Annotated in this window: 22 protein-coding genes and 1 tRNA gene; 8 read left to right on the top strand and 15 right to left on the bottom strand. The window is 65.0% G+C overall.

Going from position 1 to position 23,998, the window contains the following annotated elements; all coding sequences use genetic code 11:
• The first annotated feature begins 6 nt into the window (after positions 1–6).
• Together MJ606_RS13135 and MJ606_RS13130 are read left to right on the top strand one after the other, a co-directional pair.
• Positions 7–318 (top strand): DUF2946 family protein, encoded by a 312-nt coding sequence (locus MJ606_RS13135; protein ID WP_243049981.1) that lies wholly within the window; start codon positions 7–9, stop codon positions 316–318.
• Between the two features lie 184 nt (positions 319–502).
• Positions 503–2,527 carry a TonB-dependent copper receptor gene (locus tag MJ606_RS13130; protein ID WP_243049980.1) on the top strand — a complete coding sequence of 675 codons (2,025 nt, stop codon included), beginning with the start codon at positions 503–505 and terminating at the stop codon, positions 2,525–2,527.
• Positions 2,528–2,686: 159 nt separating this feature from the next.
• On the opposite strand, the gene hemN is transcribed toward MJ606_RS13130, so the two are convergent.
• The 4 genes from hemN to hppD form a co-directional block, all read right to left on the bottom strand.
• Positions 2,687–4,087 (bottom strand): oxygen-independent coproporphyrinogen III oxidase, encoded by a 1,401-nt coding sequence (hemN, locus tag MJ606_RS13125; protein WP_243049979.1) that lies wholly within the window; start codon positions 4,085–4,087, stop codon positions 2,687–2,689.
• 125 nt (positions 4,088–4,212) lie between these two features.
• The gene (locus MJ606_RS13120) at positions 4,213–5,199 is read right to left on the bottom strand and encodes a fumarylacetoacetate hydrolase family protein (RefSeq protein WP_243049978.1); all 987 of its coding nucleotides are present in this window, start codon (positions 5,197–5,199) and stop codon (positions 4,213–4,215) included.
• Positions 5,200–5,259: 60 nt separating this feature from the next.
• Complete coding sequence (gene hmgA / locus MJ606_RS13115) at positions 5,260–6,561, bottom strand: homogentisate 1,2-dioxygenase (RefSeq protein ID WP_243049977.1); 1,302 nt, start codon at positions 6,559–6,561, stop codon at positions 5,260–5,262.
• Positions 6,562–6,822: 261 nt separating this feature from the next.
• On the bottom strand, positions 6,823–7,917 hold the full coding sequence (gene hppD / locus MJ606_RS13110) for a 4-hydroxyphenylpyruvate dioxygenase (RefSeq protein WP_243049976.1): 1,095 nt from the start codon (positions 7,915–7,917) through the stop codon (positions 6,823–6,825).
• Positions 7,918–8,029: 112 nt separating this feature from the next.
• Here hppD and MJ606_RS13105 point away from each other — a divergent pair, with 112 nt between their 5' ends.
• A complete protein-coding gene (locus MJ606_RS13105; protein ID WP_243049975.1) occupies positions 8,030–8,488 on the top strand; it encodes a MarR family transcriptional regulator in 459 nt (152 codons plus the stop codon).
• 64 nt (positions 8,489–8,552) lie between these two features.
• Here MJ606_RS13105 and MJ606_RS13100 read toward each other — a convergent pair whose 3' ends face one another.
• The 3 genes from MJ606_RS13100 to MJ606_RS13090 all read right to left on the bottom strand — a co-directional run bounded on the left by MJ606_RS13100 (position 8,553) and on the right by MJ606_RS13090 (position 12,649).
• A complete protein-coding gene (locus MJ606_RS13100) occupies positions 8,553–10,046 on the bottom strand; it encodes an oligopeptide:H+ symporter (RefSeq protein WP_243049974.1) in 1,494 nt (497 codons plus the stop codon).
• A gap of 127 nt (positions 10,047–10,173) precedes the next feature.
• The gene (locus MJ606_RS13095) at positions 10,174–11,679 is read right to left on the bottom strand and encodes an oligopeptide:H+ symporter (RefSeq protein WP_243049973.1); all 1,506 of its coding nucleotides are present in this window, start codon (positions 11,677–11,679) and stop codon (positions 10,174–10,176) included.
• A gap of 115 nt (positions 11,680–11,794) precedes the next feature.
• A complete protein-coding gene (locus MJ606_RS13090) occupies positions 11,795–12,649 on the bottom strand; it encodes a tryptophan 2,3-dioxygenase family protein (protein ID WP_243049972.1) in 855 nt (284 codons plus the stop codon).
• 205 nt (positions 12,650–12,854) lie between these two features.
• On the opposite strand from MJ606_RS13090, the gene pdhA reads away from it, so the two are divergent.
• The 3 genes from pdhA to MJ606_RS13075 all read left to right on the top strand — a co-directional run bounded on the left by pdhA (position 12,855) and on the right by MJ606_RS13075 (position 16,441).
• The gene (gene pdhA / locus MJ606_RS13085) at positions 12,855–13,940 is read left to right on the top strand and encodes a pyruvate dehydrogenase (acetyl-transferring) E1 component subunit alpha (RefSeq protein WP_243049971.1); all 1,086 of its coding nucleotides are present in this window, start codon (positions 12,855–12,857) and stop codon (positions 13,938–13,940) included.
• Between the two features lie 3 nt (positions 13,941–13,943).
• Positions 13,944–14,924, top strand: a complete 981-nt coding sequence (locus MJ606_RS13080; RefSeq protein ID WP_243049970.1) for an alpha-ketoacid dehydrogenase subunit beta — start codon at positions 13,944–13,946, stop codon at positions 14,922–14,924.
• Positions 14,925–15,058: 134 nt separating this feature from the next.
• Positions 15,059–16,441 carry a dihydrolipoamide acetyltransferase family protein gene (locus MJ606_RS13075; RefSeq protein ID WP_243049969.1) on the top strand — a complete coding sequence of 461 codons (1,383 nt, stop codon included), beginning with the start codon at positions 15,059–15,061 and terminating at the stop codon, positions 16,439–16,441.
• A 56-nt stretch (positions 16,442–16,497) separates the two neighbouring features.
• Here the strand turns inward: MJ606_RS13075 and MJ606_RS13070 are convergent, their stop codons facing one another.
• Positions 16,498–16,902 (bottom strand): globin, encoded by a 405-nt coding sequence (locus MJ606_RS13070; protein ID WP_243049968.1) that lies wholly within the window; start codon positions 16,900–16,902, stop codon positions 16,498–16,500.
• A 190-nt stretch (positions 16,903–17,092) separates the two neighbouring features.
• Between MJ606_RS13070 and MJ606_RS13065 the strand changes: the two genes are divergently transcribed.
• Both MJ606_RS13065 and MJ606_RS13060 read left to right on the top strand, forming a co-directional pair.
• Entirely contained in the window at positions 17,093–18,835 is a 1,743-nt protein-coding gene (locus MJ606_RS13065; protein ID WP_243049967.1) for a putative 2OG-Fe(II) oxygenase, read from the top strand.
• Between the two features lie 111 nt (positions 18,836–18,946).
• Positions 18,947–19,375 (top strand): VOC family protein, encoded by a 429-nt coding sequence (locus tag MJ606_RS13060; protein WP_243049966.1) that lies wholly within the window; start codon positions 18,947–18,949, stop codon positions 19,373–19,375.
• On the opposite strand, the gene MJ606_RS13055 is transcribed toward MJ606_RS13060, so the two are convergent.
• The 7 genes from MJ606_RS13055 to MJ606_RS13025 form a co-directional block, all read right to left on the bottom strand.
• Entirely contained in the window at positions 19,369–20,010 is a 642-nt protein-coding gene (locus MJ606_RS13055; RefSeq protein ID WP_243049965.1) for a DUF6348 family protein, read from the bottom strand. The two genes, MJ606_RS13060 and MJ606_RS13055, sit on opposite strands and share 7 nt — an antisense overlap.
• 17 nt (positions 20,011–20,027) lie before the next feature.
• Positions 20,028–20,354, bottom strand: a complete 327-nt coding sequence (locus tag MJ606_RS13050) for a hypothetical protein (RefSeq protein WP_243049964.1) — start codon at positions 20,352–20,354, stop codon at positions 20,028–20,030.
• Positions 20,355–20,389: 35 nt separating this feature from the next.
• Complete coding sequence (locus tag MJ606_RS13045; RefSeq protein WP_243049963.1) at positions 20,390–21,751, bottom strand: tryptophan--tRNA ligase; 1,362 nt, start codon at positions 21,749–21,751, stop codon at positions 20,390–20,392.
• Positions 21,752–21,788: 37 nt separating this feature from the next.
• Complete coding sequence (gene rocF, locus MJ606_RS13040) at positions 21,789–22,703, bottom strand: arginase (protein ID WP_243049962.1); 915 nt, start codon at positions 22,701–22,703, stop codon at positions 21,789–21,791.
• A gap of 28 nt (positions 22,704–22,731) precedes the next feature.
• Positions 22,732–23,124, bottom strand: a complete 393-nt coding sequence (locus tag MJ606_RS13035) for a rhodanese-like domain-containing protein (RefSeq protein ID WP_243049961.1) — start codon at positions 23,122–23,124, stop codon at positions 22,732–22,734.
• Positions 23,125–23,139: 15 nt separating this feature from the next.
• Positions 23,140–23,215 (bottom strand) — tRNA-Thr (locus tag MJ606_RS13030).
• A gap of 51 nt (positions 23,216–23,266) precedes the next feature.
• Entirely contained in the window at positions 23,267–23,989 is a 723-nt protein-coding gene (locus MJ606_RS13025; RefSeq protein ID WP_243049960.1) for an SPOR domain-containing protein, read from the bottom strand.
• Positions 23,990–23,998 lie beyond the last annotated feature (9 nt).

Here is a 23,998-nt window from a genome sequence, read left to right as displayed (position 1 = left end):
CTGGCCATGGCGGCCATCTGGCTGGCCGTCGTGTCGCCGGTGATTTCGCAAATCGCCATCGACAGCGGCATGCCGTCGATGGCAGCCATGTGCGGACCGCATCGCGACCACCCGGCTCCCGCCGGCCCGCATCCGCTGTCGATGGAAAAGTGCGGCTATTGCGGCCTGCTTGGCCATAGCCCCGCGCTGCTTGGTGATGCCGCATCGCTGCGACTGCCATCGCCACCGACGTCACGCTCCGTAGTTCCCGCGCCCGATCCCATCTACGCCAAGCCCGGCGTGATGGCCGCGTCGCCGCGCGGCCCGCCGATCATCTAGCAGCACCCACTGACTCACGACCCCGTCATCGCCGCGGCGCTTCGTCGCGCGGCTTCCTGCTGCCTGATTTTCGGATTTCGCCATGTCATATCGCTTCTTTCGCGAGCGCCTCGCTGCGCCGCCGTCATTTCGTGTCTGCCCCCCATGCCCCGCTACACGGCGCTGCGCGCTCGCCCTGGCACTCATGCTCGCCCTGGCACCTGCTTACGCCGACCAGGACACGCCGCTGCAGACCCTTCCTCCCATCGTGGTCACGGCGCCGATGCAGGAGAAACCACTCACCGTCATCACCGATCCCAAGGCGCCACGACAACCCGTACCGGCGAGCGACGGCGCCGATTTCCTCAAGACCATCCCGGGCTTTTCCACCATCCGAAAAGGCGGCAGCAACGGTGACCCGGTGCTGCGCGGCATGGCGGGCTCACGACTGAACATCCTGGTGGATGGCGGCCAGGTCGGCGGCGGCTGTCCTTCGCGCATGGACCCGCCAACGGCCTATGTCTCGCCGCAGCTGTACGACCGCGTCACCGTCATCAAGGGGCCGCAGACGGTGTTGTACGGCCCGGGCAACTCGGCCGGCACGGTGCTGTTCGAGCGCGACTTCAAGCGCTACGCCTCACCCGGCATCAGCGTGGACGGCAGCCTGCTCGGCGGCTCGGCCGGACGCAACGACCAGACGATCGACCTGCGCGCGGGCACGCCGGACGTCTATATGGCCGTCGATGCCAATCACACCCACGCCCAGGACTACAAGGACGGCGACGGCAACCACGTGCATTCGTCCTGGGATCGCTGGAACGCCAACGCCGCGCTCGGCTGGACACCCGACGACGACACCCGCATCGAGCTATCCGCGGGCAAGGGCAATGGCCAGGCGGCCTACGCGTTCAGCGGCATGGACGGCGCGCAGTTTCTGCACGACAGCGCCGGCCTGAAGCTGGAGCACGAGCGCCCGGGTGCGATCTTCAGCCGGATCGAAGCGCAGCTCTACTACAACTACATCGACCACGTGATGGACAACTACACGCTGCGCCATCCAAGCCCGTCCAGCATGATGCCGATGGCGATGGCCAGCGACGTGGATCGCCGCACCGTGGGTGGACGCGTGGCCGCCACCTTCGCATGGACCGAGGCATTGAGCCTGGTCACCGGCATGGATGGCAGCACCAGCATCAACCGCAGTCGCATGGGCGGCCCTGCGGGTGGCAGGCTGCCCGATTACCGGGACCAGCCGTGGCAACGCGATGCGCGCATGGGCAGCCTGGGCCTGTTCGGCGAACTCAGCTGGAACATGGCCGAGCGTGATCGCCTGATCAGCGGCGCGCGGATGGATCGCGCGCAAGTGCGCGGCTATGACCTGGCGCTACCGGCCAACGCCATCATGGGCGGCATGAGCATGGGTAACGTGGCAGCAGGCGTCGATGCCAGTCGTTCGAGCACCCTGCCCGCCGGCTTCGTACGCTACGAGCACGACCTCGCCGCGCAGCCGGTCACGTTCTATGCAGGCATCGGCTATGTACAACGGTTCCCCGACTACTGGGAATTGTTCGGCCGACACGCGGACAAGAGCCTGCCAAGTTTTCTCCGGTTGCAGCCGGAGCAGACCACCCAGCTCGACGTGGGTCTGCAGTACAACGACACGCGGCTCAAGGCCTGGGTTTCCGGTTATCTCGGCGTGGTCCATGATTTCATCGTGATGGACTATGGCACCGGCATGACTGCCAGCCAGGCCAGCAACGTGAATGCGCGCATCGCGGGAGGCGAGGCCGGCCTGGTGTACAGCCTGGGTGCGCGCTGGAAAGCCGACGCCACCCTCGCCTGGGCCTGGGGCCAGAACCAGAGCGAGCATCGTCCGCTGCCGCAGATGCCGCCCCTGGAAACGAGGCTGGGACTCACCTATGACACCGGTGCCTGGTCGGTCGGTGGACTCTGGCGCATCGCCGCCGCCCAGCATCGTGTCGCGGTGGGCCAAGGCAATATCGTCGGGCAGGACCTGGGGCCTAGCGGCGGTTTCGGCGTGTTTTCGCTCAATGGCGGCTACCGCGTCAGCCGCGCACTGACCCTCAGCGCGGGTATCGACAACCTGTTCGACAAAACCTATGCGGAACATGTCAACGCGGCGAGCGTCGGCCTGGTGGGCTACGTCAACACGGTGCGGGTGAACGAACCCGGGCGCACGCTATGGATGAAGCTGGACATCAAGTATTGAGCGAAGGGCGCACAGCGCGACAAGCGCTGTGTATCCCCGTTGACATCGTGACGAGACGCCTCAGATCGCTTCGTGCAACTTGGTGGCACCCGGCGAATGACTGGATCGCAGCACCCTGGCCTGGATCACTCATGCGCCGATGCCCACGGCGCCCTGCAGTCAAATCGTGCGCGAGAAACGTGGCGCTTCCGCGGACGCGGCGAGGTAGGCGTCGAAGCACATGGCAATGTTCCGCAACAGCAACCGCCCGCGCGAGGTCACCCGGATCGTGCCTTCGTCGAACCTGACCAGGTCGTCGGCAACAAGCGCTGCGACGCGCTTCAGTTCGGCAGCGAAGTACTCGTTGAAATCCAGCCCGTGGCGCGCGCCGAAGCCGGGCATGTCCAGTTCGCCATGGCACATCAGTTCGCCGATCAGGCTGCGGCGAACCAGGTCGTCCTTATGGAGTGCGACGCCTCGAACCACCGGCAGGCGACCGGCATCCAACGCCGTCTGGTAGCCAGGGAGATCGCGGGCATTCTGGCTGTAGCTGTTGCCGATGCGGCTGATGGCGCTGACGCCCACGCCGACGATGTCGCAGTCGCCATGGGTGGAATAACCCTGGAAATTGCGTTGCAGGGTGCCGGCGCGCTGGGCCCGCACCAGCTCGTCGTCGGCACGCGCGAAATGATCCATGCCCACGTATACGTAACCGGCATCGCACAGTTTCTGGAAGGCCAGCCCGAACAGCGCCAGTCGCGAAGATGCGTCGGGCAGGTCGCCCACCTCGATCTGTCGCTGCGCCTTGAACAGATGCGGCAGGTGCGCATAGCCATAGACCGCCACGCGATCGGGCATGAGCGCGATCACCTCATCCAGGGTGCGCGAGAAACCTTCCATGGTCTGGCGCGGAAGGCCATAGATCAGGTCCACGCTGACCGAGCCGTAGCCTGCCTCCCGCGCGTCATCGATCACGCCGCGGGTCTGCGCCACGCTCTGAATGCGATTGACCGCCGCCTGCACCGCCGGATCGAAATCCTGGATGCCCACCGAGACTCGGTTGAAGCCCAGCGCGGCCAGTGCGCGCACGTACTGGCCGTCGGCGTAGCGCGGATCGATCTCGATGCCGTATTCGCGCTCCCCTTCGCGACGATAGGCGAAGTGGCGTTCCAGCGTTTCCACCAACGTCGCCATGCGCGACGCATCGAAAAAATTGGGCGTGCCGCCGCCCAGGTGCAACTGGCGCAGCGGCCGCCGGCGATCGAACAGCTGGCCGGCCATCGCCAGCTCGCGCTGCAGGTAACCCAGGTAATGATCGGCCTTGCCCAGGTCCCGCGTGATGATGCGGTTGCAGCCGCAATAGAAGCAGGGGCTGAAGCAGAACGGCACGTGCAGGTACAGCGACAGCGGCCGCGCTTCGACTGCCTCGTTCGACACTCTGGCTGCCTCGCGCAGCGCCGCCTCGTCAAAGCCGGCGTGGAATTGCGGCGCCGTGGGATAACTGGTGTAGCGGGGACCGGCGACGTCGTAACGGGCAATGAGTGCCGGATCGAATTCGGGAACGGTCGTGGTCGTGCGCATGCGCGGCAGTATCGCTGCTCGCCATGACCCAGCCCCTGACAACCATCAGGGTGCTGCGACAATTCGTGTAGGTCCGTGGCGGCCACGCTGTGGTAGCTCGCCGCGACCCTACCGGTGCCGAGCCATCAGCGCTTCAGGGGCGCGATGACCTGCTCGATGGCACCAAAGATCGATGCGCCATGCTTGTCGGTCACGTCGATGCGCAGGCTGTCGCCGAACGCCAGGAACGGCGTGGTCGGCTTGCCGTCGCGCAGGGTTTCCACCGTGCGCTGCTCGGCCAGGCAGGAGGCACCCTTGCCGGTGTCCTCGTTGGCGATGGTGCCGGAACCGACGATGGTGCCGGCGGTGAGCGGACGCGTCTTGGCCGCATGCGCCACCAACTGGGCGAAGTTGAACTGCATGTCCACGCCGCACTCGGCTTCACCGAACCATTTGCCGTTGAGCCAGGTGCGCATGGGCAGGTGCAGCTTCTCGTCCTGCCAGGCGTCGGCGAGTTCGTCCGGCGTCACCAGCACCGGCGACAACGCCGAGCGCGGCTTGGATTGCAGGAAGCCGAAGCCCTTGGCCAGCTCGGCCGGAATCAGGCCGCGCAACGACACGTCATTGACCAGGCCCACCAATTGGATGTGCTCGGCGGCCTGTGCCGGCGTCACCGCCATCGGCACATCGTCGGTCACCACCACCACCTCGGCTTCCAGGTCGATGCCATAGTCCTCGCTGGGCACCACCACCGGGTCGCGCGGGCCCAGGAAGCCGGCGCTGGTGGCCTGGTACATCAGCGGATCGGTGTAGAACGACTCGGGCACGTCGGCGCCACGGGCGCGGCGCACGCGCTCGACGTGGGGCAGGTAGGCACTGCCGTCGACAAACTCATAGGCACGCGGCAGCGGAGCAGCAAGCGCGGTCATGTCCAGCGCGAATGCGCCTGCCGCATGGCCGGCATGAAGCTCGTCGGACAGTGCGTTGAGGCGCGGCGCCACGTTCGACCAGTCGTCCAGCGCCGCCTGCAGCGTGGCCGCGATGCCGGTCGCCTTGACCGCCTGCTTCAGGTCGCGGCTGACGACGATGAGCGTACCGTCGCGGCCGCCCTCCTTCAGGGAACCCAGTTTCATGCCTCTACTCCGTGGGCTGCGCCTTCGCTGCAGCCCTTTCATGCTTGATGGATGCGGTGCTTACTTGCCGGTGAAGTGCTTGACGATGCCCTGCCAGCACTCATAGTAATTGCCCTGCAGCTGCGGAGCGTCCAGCGCCTGTTGCGTGGGGTGAATCACGCGGCGCGTCTCGAACATGAAAGCCATGGTGCCGGTGATCACGTCAGGCTTGGACAGATCCGCGGCGGAAGCCTTCTCGAACGTGGCCGCGTCCGGCCCATGCCCGCTCATGCAATTGTGCAACGAGGCGCCGCCCGGCACGAAGCCTTCGGCCTTGGCGTCATAGGCGCCGGTGATCAGGCCCATGAATTCGCTGGCGATATTGCGATGGAACCACGGCGGACGGAAGGTGTGCTGCGCCACCAGCCAGCGCGGCGGGAAGATCACGAAATCCATGTTGCTCACGCCGGCGGTATCGCTGGGCGAGTGCAGCACCAGGAAGATGCTCGGGTCCGGATGGTCGTAGCTGATCGAGCCGATGGTGTTGAAGCGGCGCAGGTCATACTTGTACGGCGCGTAGTTGCCGTGCCAGCCGACCACGTCGAGCGGCGAGTGGTCGATCGCCGCGCGCCACAGGTTGCCCTGGAACTTGGCGACCAGCTCGAACTTGCCCTCCACGTCCTCATAGGCTGCGTTGGGCGTAAGGAAGTCGCGCGGGTTGGCCAGGCCATTGCTGCCGATGGGGCCGAGGTCCGGCAGGCGCAGCAGCGCGCCGAAATTCTCGGCGACATAACCGCGTGCGGCCTCGTCCAGCAGCTCGACGCGGAAGCGCACGCCGCGCGGGATCACCGCGATCTCCAGCGGCTCCAGCTCGATCACGCCCAGCTCGGTGGCCAGGCGCAGACGGCCCTGCTGCGGCACGATCAGCAGCTCACCGTCGGCGTTGTAGAAGAAGCGGCCTTCCATCGAACGATTGGCCGCATAAATGTGGATGCCCACGCCGGACTGCTCGCCCGCACCGCCATTGCCGGCGATGGTGATCATGCCGTCGATGAAGTCGGTGGGTTCGGTGGGCAGCGGGAACGGGTTCCAGCGCAGCTGGTTGGGGCTGGCCGGCACCTCGCCGAAGCGATTGTGGAAACGCCCTTGCGGCATCGCCTCGAACGGATGATGCATCGCGGCGGGCCGGATGCGGTAGAGCCAGCTGCGGCGGTTGCTGTGGCGCGGCGCCGTGAAGGCGGTGCCGGAGATCTGCTCGGCATACAGGCCATGCGCCACACGCTGGGGCGAGTTCTGCCCTTCGGGAAGCACGCCTGGCAGCGCCTCGGTGGCGAATTCGTTGGCGAAACCGGATTGGTAACCTTTGCTGACCATCTCAGACATAAGTCCGCCTTCTGCGTCTAAAGCCCCGCTCCCTTCGGCAGAAGGATCAAGGCGAGGGTTCGGTTTTCGCAGGTGCTCAAGATGGCTTGAGCACCCTCTCCGTTTGCTTCAAAACCTCACTGTCCCGGTAACGCAGAACCTTGAGGCCAAGGGATTCAAGATGCCGGGTGCGCGTCGCATCCGCGCGCTCGTTGTGCCGCCTATCTGCACCCGCCCCCCAATCCCACTCCCGAGGGAAGAAGGGTTTTGAAGCTTCGAGCCTTACAGGAAACCGCGCTTCATCTGGTCGCGCTCGATCGACTCGAACAGCGCCTGGAAGTTGCCTTCGCCGAAACCTTCGTTGCCCTTGCGCTGGATGATCTCGAAGAAGATCGGGCCGATGTTGTTCTGGGTGAAGATCTGCAGCAGCTTGCGCTGCTTGGTCTCCGGATCGGCGTCGATCAGGATCTTGTTCCTGGCCAGGCGGGGCACGTCTTCGCCATGGTTGGGGATGCGCAGGTCGATCACGTCGAAATAGGTATCCGGCGTATCGAGGAACTCCACGCCATGGGCGCGCATCGCTTCCACCGTGTCGTAGATGTTGTCGGTGAAGCAGGCGATGTGCTGGATGCCCTCGCCGTGATACGCATCGAGGTACTCGTTGATCTGCGACTTCGGGTCGCTCGATTCGTTGAGCGGAATGCGCACGATGCCGTCCGGCGCGGTCATGGCCTTGGACACCAGGCCGGTCTTGGCGCCCTTGATGTCGAAGTAGCGGATCTCGCGGAAGTTGAACAGGCGCTCGTAGTAGTCCGACCACTTCTGCATGTTGCCGAAGTAGAGGTTGTGCGTGAGGTGGTCGATGAAGGTGAGGCCAAAGCCCTTCGGATGCTGCTCGACACCCGGGATCGGCTCGTAGTCGCCGTCGTAGATGCTGCCCTTGTCGCCGTAGCGGTCCACCAGGTACAGCATGCAGTCGCCGATACCCTTCACCACCGGCGCGTTCACCGCCTTGGTATCGGCCTTCTCGGTCACCGCCTCGCCGCCGTTGCCCAGCACGGTGTCGTAGACCTCGGCGGCAGGCTTCTGGAAGCGGATGGCAAAACCCGCCGCGCACGGACCATGGGCCTTGGCGAAGTCGGCGGCGAAGGAATCAGGGTCTTCGTTGACCAGCACGTTCACATCGCCCTGGCGATAGACCGTGATGGGACGCGCCTTGTGCTTGAGCACGGCGGTGAAGCCCATGTTCTTGAACAAGGTGTGCAGCTCGTGCGCACGCCCCGCCGGCGCGGCGAACTCAACGAACTCGAAACCGTTGATGCCCATGGGGTTTTCGAAGGTGGTGACCTGCATGCCAAGATTGGGCTGTGCGCTCATGGGAATCTCCTGATGGATCGATGCTCAATGGCCCCATGCCAAGCGTGCGACCATCCTCATAATCCCGACGTTATAGTTACATATGAAACCATTTGCAAGGAGCGCCGCAACAGTGCCCGACGAACGTCACCCCGACCACGCCCCGCTGGAGCTGGAGCACTTCCTGCCCTACCGGCTTTCCATCCTCTCCAATGCGGTGAGCCAGTCCATCGCCGACGAATACCAGCGGCGTTTCGACCTGAGCATGACGGAATGGCGCGTGATGGCCGTGCTGGCCCGCTTCGACGGGCTGTCGGCGCGTGAAGTGGCCGAGCGCACGCTGATGGACAAGGTCGCCGTGAGCCGCGCGCTGGCCAAGCTGGTGGAATCGGGCTGGGTAACCCGCGCCATCCACGACGGCGACAAGCGCCGCTCGGTGCTGGGCTTGAGCGAGGCGGGCTGGGCCGTGCACGAAGTGGTGGCGCCGATGGCCCGCGCGCACGAGCGCGAGCTGTTGGCCAGGCTGGATGAAGAGGAACGCGTCTGGCTGATGCGCATCCTGGACAAGCTACAGGCGATCGAGCAGAAGTAAGCATCGAACGTCGCGATTTTTTGTTCGTCATTCCCGCGAAAGCGGAAATGACGAGGTCGGAGCGTTACTTCACGCCGTGCATCAGGCGATTGATCAGCGGCGCGATCAGGAATAGCAGAGCGCCCGCGCCCAGCAGCGACCAGAAACCGAAGGTATAGCCGCTCAGCGCAGACGGCACCGTCATGCCGCGCTCGCCGCTGACGTGTCCGGCAAAGATGCCGGACAGGTTGTTGCCGATGCCGGTAGAGAGAAACCAGCCGCCCATGCCAAAGCCCACCAGGCGCAGCGGCGCCAGCTTGGTCACCATCGACAGGCCGATCGGCGACAGGCACAGCTCGCCCACCGACTGGATCACGTAGACCATGAACAGGGTCCAGAACGGAATCTTGCCGTGCTCGTTCACCAGGCTCGACAGCGCGAACATCAGCAGCAGGAAAGCCAGGCCGTTGAAGATCAGCCCCAGGCCGAACTTGCGCGGGATCGATGGATTGCGGCGCTTCATGGCCACCCAGATCCAGGCGATCAGCGGCGCCAGCGTGATGATGGCGATGGAGTTGACCGACTGGAACCATGCCGTGGGAAAGTTGAAATCGCCCAGCTGGCGATTGACGATCTTGTCGGCCAGGAAGGTGAACGAGCTGCCCGCCTGCTCGAAGAACATCCAGAACAGCACGTTGAACGCGAAGATGATCAGCATGGCGATCACCCGGTCGCGCTGCACCTTGCCCTCGCGGATGCCCTCCACCAGCAGCAGCGCGGACAGCGCCAGGAACAGGATGCTCAGCACCCACTGCAGGAAGCCCGCGCCGGCCGCCAGCAGCGAAAACACCACCGGCACCGCCACCAGCATGCCGACCAGCACCGCCACCACGCGCAGCGGGCTCTCGCCGCCCTTGGGCGGCAGGCCCACGTCCTTGAGCCCGCGGCGCCCCACCCAGAACCAGCCCAGGCTGATCAGCATGCCCACGCCCGAGGCGATGAACACGTACTTGTAGCTGGGCATGGCGTTGCTGCCGAACACCGCCTTGGCCAGCCATTCGGTAAGCACCGGCGAGATCATCGCGCCCAGGTTGATGCCCATATAGAAGATGGTGAAGCCGCTGTCCCGGCGCGCGTCGGAAACGCCATAGAGCTTGCCCACCATGGTGGAGATGTTCGGCTTGAACAGCCCGTTGCCGACGATGATCGTGGCCAGGCCCAGCTCGAAGATGTGCTTCTCGGGCACCGCAATGGCGAACAGGCCGGCCGCCATCACCAGCGCGCCCACCAGGATCGAGCGCTGATAGCCCAGCACCCGGTCGGCGATATAGCCGCCGAAGATCGCCGCGGCGTACACCAGCGCCAGATAGGCCCCATAGGTGCGATTGGCGGTCGCCTCGCCCGTGGCGTCGCCCCCGAAGAACTGGGACACGATGTACAGCACCAGCGCCCAGCGGATGCCGTAGAACGCAAAGCGCTCCCAGAACTCCGTCATGAACAACATCCACAACGGCCGCGGATGGCCCAGGGTCTGCGGGTAAGCGGGCGCCGGCGATGCCGGGGCGGAGGGATGATTCATGCCGTTCCTGTCGGGTGCGGGCCGGCCCTGGGGGGCAGACCGGGTTATGGGCAGCATGGAGGTGTAACCGGCCGCCGCCTGGGCCGTCAAATGCACCGCAACATTTTACGAATTCCCTCCAACCCGCTCAGCGCACGCCGTGCATCAGCCGGTTGATCAACGGCGAGATCACCAGCAGCAGCACGCCAGCGCCGGCCAGCAGCCAGAAACTGAAGGTGAAGCCGCTCAGCGCGGAGGCGGCGGTCATACCGCTTTCGCCGCTGATCTGGCCGGCCAGCAAGCCCGACAGGTTGCCCCCCACTGCCATCGACAGGAACCAGCCCCCCATCGCCACCCCCACCAGCCGCGGCGGCGCCAGCTTGGTCACCATCGACAGGCCGATCGGCGACAGGCACAGCTCGCCCGCGGTCTGCAGCACGTAGCAAAGCGTCAGCGGCCAGAACGGGATCAGCCCGTGGGCATCCACCAGGCGGGACAACGCGAACATCAGCGCGGTGAAGCCCAGGCCGTTGAAGACCAGTCCCAGGCCGAACTTGCGCGGGATCGAGGGCTCTTTGCCGTGCCGGGCCAGGAACGACCACACCTGGGTCACCAGCGGCGCCAGCACGATGATCGCCAGCGGACTCACCGACTGGAACCAGCCCACCGGAAACACCCAGCCGCCGAACATCTCACGGTCGACCATGTTCGCCGCGAGGAAATTGAAGGATGTGCCCAGCTGGAAATAGAACATCCAGAACAGGATGTTGAAGACAAAAATGACCAGCATGGCGATCACCCGGTGCAACTGCACGCGGTCGTGCCGCACCGCCTCCACGATCAGCATCGTGGCCACGCCGACAAACAACAGGCCCAGCAGCCACTGCAGCCCATTGGCCCCGATAAAGGCCAGCAGCAGATACACCAGCGGCACCGCCGCCGCCACGCCCAGCGCCACCCACACCACGCGCAGGCGGCTGGCCGCTTCCGGCGCCGGCCGACCGACGCCACGCAAGCCACGGCGGCCGAACCAGAACCAGAACAGGCTCAGCACCATACCCACGCCCGCCGCGCCGAACACGATGCGGTAGTTCTCCTGCATCGGCGTGTCGGTGAAATGGCTGGCCAGCCAGCCGGTGAGCAACGGCGCCAGCAAGGCACCCCCGTTGATGCCCATGTAGAACAGGGTGAAGCCGCGATCGCGCCGATCGTCCGTGGGTCCGTAGAGCTGGCCAACCATCGAGGAGATGTTCGGCTTGAACAGGCCATTGCCGACCACCACCATCGCCAGGCCGAGCAGGAACAACGCCTTGCTGGGCAGCATCACCACGAACAGCCCCGCCGCCATCACCAGCGCGCCAAGCAGGATCGAGCGCTGGTAGCCGATCACCTTGTCGGCGACGTAGCCGCCAAAAATGCTGGTGGCATAGATCAGCGCCGTGTAGGCGCCGTAGATCTTGCTGGCCCAGGCCTCGCCGGCGGGATCGCCGTGGTAGAAGTGCGCCACGATGTACAAGGCCAGCGCCCAGCTGACGCTGTAGAACGCAAAGCGCTCCCAGAACTCGGTCATGAACAGCATCCACAAGGGTCTCGGATGCCCAAGGGTCTGCGGAAAATCGGGCGCGGACGCTGGCGCCGTCACGGTATCGTTCATGCAAAGTCCCCTGCAAACAGGTCGATGCATGGCGCAGCGACCGTCATGGTGAAAAGTTGAGAAATATCATTGGCCGCCCGCGCTGCGTCCATGGCGGGCGGCGAGAGGCGTCGGGTCACGTGCCCAGTTCGGTGCGCACGTCCAGCAGCTCCGGGAAAAACTGCAGGTCCAGCGCCTGCTTGAGGAACGCCACGCCAGAGGAACCGCCCGTGCCGCGCCGGTGTCCGATGATGCGCTCGACGGTTTTCATATGGCGGAAACGCCAAAGCTGGAAACTGCCCTCCACATCCACCAGTTGCTCGCACATGTGGTATTCCGGCCAGAACGCCGCGCGGTTCTCATAGATGCGCTTGAACACCGGCAGCAGTGCCTCATGCCGCTGATAGGGCTGCGTCCAGTCCCGCTCCACCAGCGCGTGCGGCACGTCGTGCCCGCGGCGCGCGAGATAACGCAGGAATTCGTCGTACAGGCCCGGGGCCTCCAGCACCGCACGCAACGCGGCCTGCGCGGACGGGTCATACGCAAACACCTGCAGCATCTGGGCGTTCTTGTTGCCCAGCAGGAATTCGATCTGCCGGTACTGCAGCGACTGGAAGCCCGACGAGGCCCCCAGCACGCCGCGGAATTCCAGGTACTCGGACGGGGTAAGTGTCTCCAGCACCGCCCATTGCTCGAACAGCTGGCGCTGCACCTGCTTCACCCGGGCCAGGATCTTCAGGCAGGTGTCCAGGTCGTCCCGCTGCAAGTGCTCCACGGCCGCCTTCAGCTCATGGATGATCAGCTTCATCCACAGCTCGGCCACCTGGTGCTGCACGATGAACAGCATTTCGTCGTGATGCGGCGGGGCACTCAGGGGGCGCTGCGACGAAAGCAGGGCATCCAGTCGCAGGTAGCCGCCGTAGGTCAGTCGCCCGTTCAGGTCGAGTTCGATGCCGGCCTCAAGGTCGCGCTGGTTCTGGGTCATGGCCATTCTGTTAGCGGGGGAATGCGCATGGTAACCGCTGTCACGGGGGCTTCCGTACGATCCCGCATGCTGCGCTGTACCTTGCAGCGCAACATCCCCGCCTGTTATCAAATGCGGTCTTGTCAGGACGTTATGCGTGCCTGGCCCCACTGGATGGGCCGCCACCTCCCTGCACCCCTATTTCCACCATTACTCACTCCGGGAGCGAGTCGTGTCCATCGCCGCCAAGTTTGAAATCGAATACCTGCAGTATCTCGATGCCGAGGGCAAGCAGGTCCGTGACGATCTGCCTGCCTTCGCCAGCGACCTCGACCACATGGTCGAGCTGTACAAGCTGATGCTGTCCACCCGCGTGTTCGACGCCAAGTCGGTCGCCTTGCAGCGTACCGGCAAGCTCGGCACCTATGCCAGCTGCCTGGGCCACGAGGCCGCGCACGTGGGCATCGGCAGCGCCATGAAGCCCGAAGACGTGTTCGCACCCAGCTACCGCGAATACGGCGCCCAGCTGTACCGCGGCGTGCAGCCGCGCGAGGTGTACATGTACTGGGGCGGCGACGAGCGCGGCAACGATTACCAGAAAGAGCCGGCCCGCCACGACTTCGCCTGGTCGGTGCCGATCGCCACGCAATGCCTGCATGCCGCCGGCTCCGCGCTGGCGTTCAAGATCCGCAACGAGAAGCGCGTGGCCGTGTGCACCATCGGCGACGGCGGTTCGTCCAAGGGCGACTTCTACGGCGCCATCAACATCGCCGGTGCGCAAAACCTGCCGCTGGTGGCGGTGATCGTGAACAACCAGTGGGCCATCTCGGTGCCGCGCAAGATCCAGTCGGGCGCGCCCACGCTGGCCCAGAAGGGCATTGCGGCCGGCCTGTACTGCATCCAGGTGGACGGCAACGACATCATCGCCGTGCGCAAGGCCATGGGCGATGCGCTGGACCGCGCACGCAACGGCGAAGGCGGCAGTGTGCTCGAGCTGGTGACCTATCGCCTGTCCGACCACACCACCGCCGACGATGCCCGCCGCTACCGTGGCGAGCAGGAAGTGAAGGACGCCTGGGCCAAGGAGCCGATGAAGCGCCTGCGCAACTGGCTGGTGGCCAAGGGCGTGTGGGACGACGCCAAGGAAGAGGCCTGGAAGGCCGAGTGCGACGAGTGGATGGACAACGAGGTGAATGCCTACCTCGAAACCAAGACCCAGCCGGTCACCGCGATGTTCGACTACACCTTCGCCGAAGTTCCCGCAGACCTCGCAAAACAGCGCGACCTCGCGCTTTCGCTCGACAAGAAGGCCCACTAAGCCATGGCACAGATCACTCTTATCGAAGCCGTCACCCAGGCCCTCGCCTATGAAATGGCCCACGACGAAAGCGTCGTCGTGCTGGGCGAAGACGTTGGCGTCAACGGCGGCGTGTTCCGCGCCACCCAGGGCCTGCAGGAAAAATTCGGCGAGCTGCGCGTGCTCGACACGCCGCTGGACGAAACCACCATCGCCGGCGTCACCGTGGGCCTGGCCGCCCAGGGCATGAAGCCGGTCGCCGAAGCCCAGTTCGAAGGCTTCATCTATCCGATGATGGAGCAGATCGCCTGCCACGCCGCGCGCATGCGCAACCGCACGCGCGGTCGCATCACCGTGCCGGCCGTGTGGCGTGCACCGTGGGGCGGCGGCATTCGCGCACCGGAGCATCATTCGGAAGCGAACGAGCATCTGTTCACCAACATCCCGGGCCTGCGCGTGGTGATGCCGTCGTCGCCGGCGCGTGCCTACGGCCTGCTGCTCGCCGCCATCCGCGACCCGGATCCGGTGATGTTCTTCGAGCCCAAGCGCATCTACCGCCAGTACAAGGAAGAAGTGCCCGATGACGGCGAGGCGCTGCCGCTGGACGTGTGCTTCGTGCTGCGCGACGGCACCGACGTCACCATCGTGACCTGGGGCGCGCAGGTGAAGGAAGCCCTGGAAGCCGCCGATGAGCTGGCTGCCGATGGCATCAGCGCCGAGGTGATCGACGTGGCCACGCTGACCCCGCTGGACTTCGACACCATCGCCGAGTCGGTGCAGAAGACCGGCCGCTGCGTGATCGTGCACGAAGCACCCAAGACCGCCGGCTTCGGCGCCGAGATTGCCGCGCGCGTCGCCGAGGAATGCCTGTACGACCTGCTGGCGCCGGTCGAGCGCGTCACCGGCTACGACACGCACATCCCGCTGTTCCGCCTGGAAATGAAATACCTGCCGAGCACCGAGCGCGTGGTGGAAGCCGCCAAGCGTACGCTGGCGGCCAGCTAAGCCCTTAAGCGCCTCCCCCCTGCAAGCAGGGGGAGGCTGGGAGGGGGAAGCTTCACCCCTCTCCAGCCCTCCCCTGCTACGCGCAGGGAAGGGAGCCAAGCAACGAATACCCCAAAACTTTCGGAACCCCGATCATGGCCGACATCAAGACGTTCTACCTGCCGGACCTCGGCGAGGGCCTGCCCGACGCCACCATCGTCGAGTGGCACGTGAAGGAAGGCGACACCATCAAGCTCGACGCCCCGCTGGTGTCGATGGAAACGGCCAAGGCCGTGGTGGACGTGCCCTCCCCGTACACCGGCAAGGTGACCAAGCTGCATGGTGCTGCCGGCGACATCATCGAGACCGGCTCGGCGCTGGCCGAGTTCGAGCCCGACCCGAACGCCAAGCAGCGCGCCGAAGCCGAATCCACCGGCCATCACCACGGTCCGAAGAAAGGCGCCGGCAGCGCCACCGCCGACGCGCACAAGGTCGTCGCCTCCGACGAGGGCGGCGAGATCGACAGCAACGGTTCCGCCGATCGCGAGGACGAAGGCACCGTAGTCGGCGCCATGGTCAGCGGCAGCCACGTGCACGTCGAACAGGCAGCCAGCATCGGCGGCGTGAAGGCCGTGCCGGCGGTGCGCGCGCTGGCCAAGAAGCTCAAGGTCGATCTCACCCGCGTAAAGCCCAGCGGCGCCGATGGCGTGGTCACCCTGCAGGACGTGAAGAACGCCGCCGCCAACGGCACCGCTGCGCTGGGCGCCGCACCCGCCCGCGCCGTGCCAGCCTCCGCCGGTCGCCACCTGGCGCCCGAGCTGCCGCAGCCGGAACCGGTCCGCGGCCCGACCTCGCTCGCCGGCAAGCCGGTACGCACGGCCCCGCCGAGCGTGCACGCCAGCGGCCAGCCGGAACAGCTCAAGGGCGTTCGCCGCAACATGGCGCGCGTGATGGCCGAGGCTCACGCCAACGTGGTGCCGACCACCCTGGTGGACGACGCCGACCTGCACGCCTGGATCGGCAAGCAGGACATCACCGCACGCCTGATCCGCGCCATCGTGGTGGCCTGCAAAACCGTGCCGGCCCTCAATGCCTGGTTCGACGGCAAGAACCTCACCCGCACGCTGCATCCGCACGTGGACATCGGCATCGCCGTGGACACCGAGGATGGCCTGTTCGTGCCCGCGCTGCGCAACGCCGACGTGCTCGACGGCGCCGGCGTGCGCGCCGCGATCAAGCGCCTGCGCTCGCAGGTGGAAGACCGCAGCATCCCGGCCTCGGAACTCTCGGGCTACACCATCAGCCTGTCGAACTTCGGCATGTTCGCCGGCCGCTACGCCACCCCGGTGGTGGTGCCGCCCACCGTCGCCATCATCGGCGCGGGCAAGCTGAGCCATGACGTGGTGGCGGTGATCGGCGGCATCGAAGTGCATCGCCGCCTGCCGATCTCGCTGACCTTCGATCACCGCGCCGCCACCGGCGGCGAAGCGGCGCGCTTCCTCAAGGCCCTGCTGGACGACCTGGGCCTGCCGAACTAAGGCGAACCGTTGCACGAAAAGCCCCGGCCATGCCGGGGCTTTTTTTCGCCCATCAATCAATAAAGGGCGATGAAATACTGAGTGGTCTGCGCCAGCGCTTTTCGCCAGCGCTGCTCAAGGGCAAAGTTGTATTGCGGATCGTACTCGGCCAGCGCACGCAGCAAGCTCTCCACCCAATACTGATACATCTCGGGAGACACCGGTGCCCGCCCTTTGCGGCCATGCACTTGTGCCATCTCCGTCATCATGCGCCTGGACAAGGTGCTGCCACCCGCATGCGTGATGGCCGCGGTGATGCCACGACGCAGCGCCAGATACTGGCGGCTGAAATCCGTGTCCTTGAACATGCCCGGGATATCGGGATGACTGGCCATGAAGATTTCATAGAAGCGGGCGATGAAACCGCCATGGCGCAGACAGCGTCCATAGCTGGTCTGCAAATCGTCGAACGTCTCGCTCATGCTTGCTCCGTTGCAAATACCGCCATTCCAGCCGCAAAGAAGCTAACACCCACAAGCGCCACCTCCGTTGAGGCACATGGTCGCGACGTCACGATCAAGAACATCACGGGTGCGGGATGTTCGTGCAGATATGCCATCAGGCACATTTAAACCTATCCATCCACGGGCCTAGCATGCTGCCACGCGCGACATGCAGTTTGGAAAAGTCGCCGCCCCCTTGGAATTTGGTGGTGTGTTCATGGAAGAACAACGGTCTGCTCATGGCATTCCTTTTCCTTTGTCCGATGCCGCATTGGACAAAGCAGCGCTAGCTAGCGAACTATCCAGTGTCATCGCTCAGAGTGAAGCGCTCCTTCTCCAGGGAAGGCCACGAGAGGCCGAGCAACTTCTTCGGCAATGCCTGGCGCGGAAACGCTCCGAGCCCGCCATTATCTCGGCACTGGTACGGGTACTTCTGGCACAGGAACGGGCTCAGGATGGCCTTGGCCTGATAGACAACTACTGCGCCGCCACGGATTCCCCAGCGCCCCCCATTCTGCTCCAGCGTGCGCAGATTCTTTTGGAAATGGGCCATCTCAAGGAGGCCATTGCGGCGTTTCACCATGCCATTGCGGCAGCGCCCGGCAACGGCGTGGCGCACCTTGGACTCGCCGTGGCACTTGGGCAAGATGGCCAAAGCCACGCTGCCAATGCGTCTGCCCAAGCCGCCATTGCCAAAGGCCTGGACAATGCTGGGAGCCGCTCGGTATTGGCGCGCTCCTTTTTCGAAATGCGCCAATACGATGAGGCTGAAGCGGAATTTCACCGCACCTTGATGCACAAGCCCTGGGATACCGCGGCACATTCGGCGCTGGCGGAACTTATTTGGATGCGCACTCGTGATATCCGCGCCGCCTTGGCCGAGATCGACCGTGCCGTTCGTCAATTCCGTGACGCTCGCGCACTTGATCTGCAGGTCGTAAGGGCCAGGATCATGCGCATCGCCAACTGCCATGTGGAAGCAAAAGAAGAACTTGAACGTCTTATTTCTTCTAATCCCAACCATCTAACTCTACGCATCATGGCCGCCCAGACGTCCATAGATATGGACGCCGCCAGAGCTGCCCTTCACGCGGAACATGCGATGCGGCTGGCCCCAAGCCATGCCGGGGTAGCAGGGCTATACGCGGATACGATGCTGGCAACCGGCCGCCCCGAGGTGGCGGCCAATATCGCCGAACGTTTGCTGACCGCAAACCCGCATGACAACCATGCCATAGCCCTGCAAACAGCGTCGTGGCGCTTGCTCGATGACCCTCGCTACCGTCCTTTCCACGACTATGAGTCCCTGGTCCAGGCCTGCATGCTGGACGTTCCCGACGGCTGGTCGGACCTGGACCACTACCTGTCCGATCTGGCTGAAGACCTGCGCCATGAACATGCATTGCTGGCGGAGCCAGTGGACCAAAGCGTACGCCGAGGCACGCAGGTCGAGCATCGCGTTACTGAAACCCTTATGCCGGCGATAAGGGCCCTACCAAAGGCCATCCATGGTCCGATAGACCGCTACATGAACAGGTTGAGGATCGGGGACACGCCCTGGCATAGGCGAGCAACGGGAAACTACCGACTTAACGGCTTGTGGTCCGTGCGGCTGCAGCCGCATGGCCATCATGTGAATCACTTTCACGGCAAGGGCTGGATTTCGTCCGCCTGCTATATCGAAGTTCCGGAGGCGGTCAACAATGGCGACAAGCAGGGCTGGCTGAAGTTCGGCGAACCAGGTTTGATCACGCAGCCAGCGCTGAGTCCAGATTACTTTGTCCGCCCAGTCCCTGGCATGCTTGTGCTGTTTCCATCATGGATGTGGCATGGCACTGTTCCATTCACCAGCGCAACAGAAGAGCATCGACTGACAATGGCTTTTGATGTCGTGCCAGTTGCCGCCGTCTAACATCAAGCGTCGCCACCGTTCCATGGCGGAGCCATCCATCGAAAGCTGCGATATAACGGCATTTGGATTACTGACGCTATACGCCTTACCTAGTCCCGAGGTGGATCTCCCATGCACCACAGCCGACTAAGCAGCATTGTCATCGATTGCCAGGCCAGCGACCTCGCCGAGGCGGCCACCTTCTGGAGCCACGCGCTGGGCAAGTCCATCGTCACGCTGGACCAGGATGGTGACGGCCGTTATGCCGAACTGGCCACCGCGGATGACGAGCCGATCATTCTTCTGCAGCGCGTGGAGCACAAAAGCCGTGTGCACCTGGATATCGAAACGGATGATCTGGAAGCCGAAGTGGAGCGGCTGGAGAAACTCGGCGCGAAACGCGTGGCCTGTGTGCGCGAGCGCTGGTGGGTGATGCAGGCGCCCAGCGGTCACCGCTTCTGCGTGATCCGCCAGCAGCGCGAGCGGTTTGGCCCCCATGTAAACCGCTGGGAGGAAACCGCCCGGCCGGACGATGCGCCGGTCATGCAGCGGCCTCAATAATCGCGGATGTCGAGCGCGATAAAGCTGCGCGCATTGTAAGGACCCTCGGCCGCCGGCCATGCCAGCGACGTCAGCAGCTTGTCGCCAGCGGGCCATGGCGCATTGTCCAGCAACGCCTCGGTGCTGGCCTGGCCATCATCGCCGCGACGATAGAACAAGCGCACCCAGTGCAGTTCCGGCGTCAGCGATTCGCCCTGCAAGGCGGCGCGCAGCTCGGACACCAGCCCGTCTGGCGCAGCAATGCCTTCGCGGGTCGATACCAGCGGACCGATAAAGGCGTCCCAGGTGCGCGGCCCCATCTCCCAGCTTTCCAGCTGCATGCGACGTTCGTCGGTGACATACCAGCACGCCGCCAGCAGCACGTGGAATTCGCTGCGCTCGAACACACCCAGCGCGTCGCGGCAGCCAACCTCGCCACCGCCGATGCCGGCAAAGCTTTCCTCGATATGGCGCTCTTCGCTGATCACGATATCGACGTCCAGACGGCCAGCTTCGCCCGCAGCCCCCTCATGCCAGGTGGCGCGAATGGCGGGAAAGTCGCCATCGGTCATCAGCCACTCCTCGTCGGGCTCCAGCTCGACGTCGTGGCGCTCGAAAAGGCGGATCAGGTAGCGCTGGAGCGTATCGTCGTTCACGGGAGTGTCCTGCAAGGTCAGGGCGCCGGGCGGCGCCATAGGAGTTGACGCACGATCAGTGCCAGCGCGAGCACCAGCACGCAGGCGCCGTAGCCATAGAGCGCGGGCAATACCTGCCGCCAGATCGCACCACTGGAGGGACCAAACTGGCCCACCGCGGGCACGCTTGCCGCATCAAAGCCCAGCGTGGCGCACTGAACGGCAGCCAGTGCGGCAAGCAGCAGTGCCGCCACGTCGAAGCTACGCCGCGCGCGGCTGCGCCATAGGTTGCGTGGATACGACCAATAGGCCCAGCCCAGGATCAGCAGCCAGGGAGCGAGCAACAGGATGGCCAGATAACGCATGAATCACCCCCTCCAGGGCACCGTGGCGGGCCGCGCTATTCCTGCGCGGCGAGTTGATCCAGGGCGCCACGCAAACGCGTGAGCGCCGCATCGCGAGCCTGTTCGTCGTCGAACACCGGCGTACTGGCTACCGGCTCGCCGTCGAGTTCCAGCACCAGCGCCGAGGACTGCGACTGCACCACCGCCGCGGCGGCACCCAGTTCCTTGATGCGCTTCTGCAGCACGCCGGCCGCCTTGGGATCGGCAAATGAGCGCGACAGCAGCAACTCCTCGCCATCGGCGGAGAACAGGCGGAAACGGAAACTACCATCGCCATCGCGGAAGCTGGCGAAGCGCGGCGATTTGCCCGACTTCGGCGCCGCCTTGGCAGTTGCCTGCGGCGCGATCGACACGCCAGAACGCAGGCCAATCGCATCGCGAAGCTCGGCGATCTTGGGCGCCGCGATGGCGCGGGCCTTCTTGGCGCCCTCGTGCAGGATCTCCTCGATCACGCCCGGACGTGCGATCAAGGCGTCGTAGCTCTCGCGCATGGGCGCCACATCCACCTCGATGCGCTCGAACAACACCTGCTTGGCTTCGCCCCAGCCGATGCCATCCACCAGCGCCTGACGGAAGGCGGCCGACTCGGCTTCGCTGGCGAAGGCGCGGAAGATGGTGAACAGCGAGGAGCTGTCCGGATCCTTGGCCTCGCCCGGCAGGCGCGAGTCGGTAACGATGCGCATGATGGTCTCGCGCAGATGCTTCTGCCCACCGGCGAACAACGGAATGGTGTTGTCGTAGCTCTTGGACATCTTGCGGCCATCGAGGCCCGGCAGCGTGGCCACCTGCTCCTCGATCACCACCTCGGGCAACACGAAGAAATCGCGGCCGTAGATATGGTTGAAACGCTGCGCGATGTCGCGCGCCATCTCGATGTGCTGGATCTGGTCGCGCCCCACCGGCACCTTGTTGGCGTTGAAGGCCAGGATGTCGGCGGCCATCAGCACGGGGTACATGTACAGGCCCGCGGTAACACCGGCATCGGCGTCCTCGCCCGCCTCGGTGTTCTTGTCCACGGCGGCCTTGTAGGCATGCGCGCGGTTGAGCAAGCCCTTGGCGGTGACGCAGGTGAGGAACCAGGTCAGCTCGGGAATCTCGGGGATGTCCGACTGGCGATAGAAGGTGACCTTCTGCGGATCGAGGCCGGCGGCCAGCCAGGTGGCGGCGATCTCCAGGCGCGAGCGTTCGATGCGGGCCGGATCGTCGCTCTTGATGAGCGCGTGATAGTCGGCCATGAAGTAGAACGCATCGACGTCATCGCGCCGGCTGGCCGCCACGGCCGGGCGGATGGCGCCGACGTAGTTACCAAGATGCGGCGTGCCGGTGGTGGTGATGCCGGTGAGTACGCGGGTCTTCATGGGCTCTTCTTCAGTTCGTGATGTTCGTCGCGGTGAATCAGCGGATCAGTGTGGACTTGCCGAACAGCGATTCAACCAGATCCACCGCCAGGCGGGCCGTCTGATTCTTCTTGTCGAAGGCGGGATTGAGTTCGACGATATCGAGCGAGCCGATGCGACCGGTGTCGGCAATCATCTCCATGCACAGCTGCGCCTCGCGATAGTTCGGGCCGCCGCGCACGGTGGTGCCCACGCCCGGCGCGATGGTCGGGTCGAGGAAGTCCACGTCGAAACTCACGTGCAGATGCGTGTTCTCGTCGATATCGGCCAGCGCGTCTTCCATCGTGCGCTTCATGCCCACTTCGTCGATGTGGCGCATATCAAAAATGCCCACCTTGGCTTCACGCACAAGGCGCTTCTCGCCCTCGTCCACCGAGCGGATGCCGATCTGGCGGAATACATCGGGCGTGGTGGCGGGCACATGCCCACCCAATTCCACCAGCGCCTGCGGGCCATTGCCGCACAGGCAGGCCACCGGCATGCCGTGGATATTGCCCGATGGCGTCACGTCGGCCGTGTTGAAATCGGCATGCGCGTCGAGCCAGAGCACCCGCAGCTTCTTGCCCTGTTCGCGGCAATGGCGCGCCACCGCACTGATCGAACCAATCGCCAGGCAATGATCACCGCCAAGCATAAGCGGCACGCGGCCGGCCTTGAGTTCGGCGTAGATGGCGGCATGCACCGCCTCGTTCCATGCAACCACTTCAGGCAAATGACGATAGCCGTCCTGCGGCGGCAGCCAGGGGTTGAGCGGCCCGTGCAGGTTGCCACGGTCGACCACATCCAGGCCGCGGCGCGTCAAGCGCGCCAGCAGATTGGCCACGCGCAGTGCCTCGGGCCCCATCGAGGCGCCGCGATGACCCGCGCCAATGTCGGTGGGAACGCCGATCAGGGATAGTGCCTTGTTGCTCATGACGACTCTTCAGTAGGTAAAGCTTGAATCAGGAAGCGCGCTCGCGCACCAGCGGAAGATTCCACTGCCGCCACGCGCTGAGGCTGCCGTCGAGCAATCGCACGTGGGTATAACCCAGCGACTGCAAGGTGTCCTGCGCACGCGCGGCGCGACGTCCCGAAGCGCAGTACACCACGATCTCGTGGCCCCGGGGCACCCCCAGCACACCGACGCGACTGGCCAGCTGCCCCACCGGGATGTTCAGCGCGCCGGCCATATGCCCGTCATGGAACTCATCGGTGTGACGCACATCGAGCAGCAGCGGCGCATGCCCGGCCTGTTGCCATTGCACCCATTGCGCAGCCGCCACAGGAGCGTCCGTTGCCATCGCCGGACTCGCCCCCGCCAGCATCAGAAGAACGGCCAGGGGCGCCTTGCGCATGCGGGATTCCTCGAATGGTGCCGGCAGCAGGAATCGAACCCGCGACCTACTGATTACAAATCAGTTGCTCTACCAACTGAGCTATGCCGGCATGGAACGCGGAGTTTAGCAGGCCAATGTAGCCCGGCGCCAAAGTGGCGGGCTAGAAACAACCGGTGCTGTGCGAACCCACGCCGTGCAGGCGGCTGCGCCAGTCCGCTCGACCGTTGTCGGCCAGCACCACGTCCAGCCAGTACTCGGGCACGCTTTCGGTGCGCTCGGTCATCTGGGCCGGGAAGCCTGCTGCCACCACCTGGTCGCGGCGCCGGCGCGCGTTGGCCGGGTCCTTGAACAAGCCCAGCGAAATGGTATTCGGCTGGTCGCCACTGCTCACGATGAAATAGTCGCCGACGTTCGCCGCGGCCAGGCGCCTGCCCAGCTCCAGCGCCCTGTCGCGACTGCCACCGCCCGGCAGGTAGACCCACCAGCCGCTGGTTTGCGTGGTCTGTTCCTGACGCGAACGCATGCGTGCCGCCTGGCTGCCCAACGCATTGCGTGCGTTGCGCAGGTCGACCGGCGTAGCGAACGGACCCAACGCCATGCAGGTGTAGCTGGTCTGGCGCGGCGGAGATGGAGGTGCGGGCGTCGGCGCGGCCGGTGGCACCGGGGCGGAGACAGCCGGCACCGCCTTGGCGACCGAGGCGGGTGCCGCCGGCGCTGGCGTGGTGGCGGCATGCGCGGGCGGAACCTCGGACAGCAACCGCAACGGCGCTACGCCCGGGTCGCTCGCGCTACGGCCGTGCACATCGTCCTGCCCCAGCAGCAACCAGGCACCCACCGCTATGTTGAGCGCAATCAGTAGAACGAAGAGCAGGCGCAGGAACATCGTCGATCC

This window comes from Dyella sp. RRB7 (genome assembly GCF_022761115.1).
GTDB lineage: Bacteria > Pseudomonadota > Gammaproteobacteria > Xanthomonadales > Rhodanobacteraceae > Dyella.
This window is presented reverse-complemented; position numbering and strand designations above follow the sequence as displayed.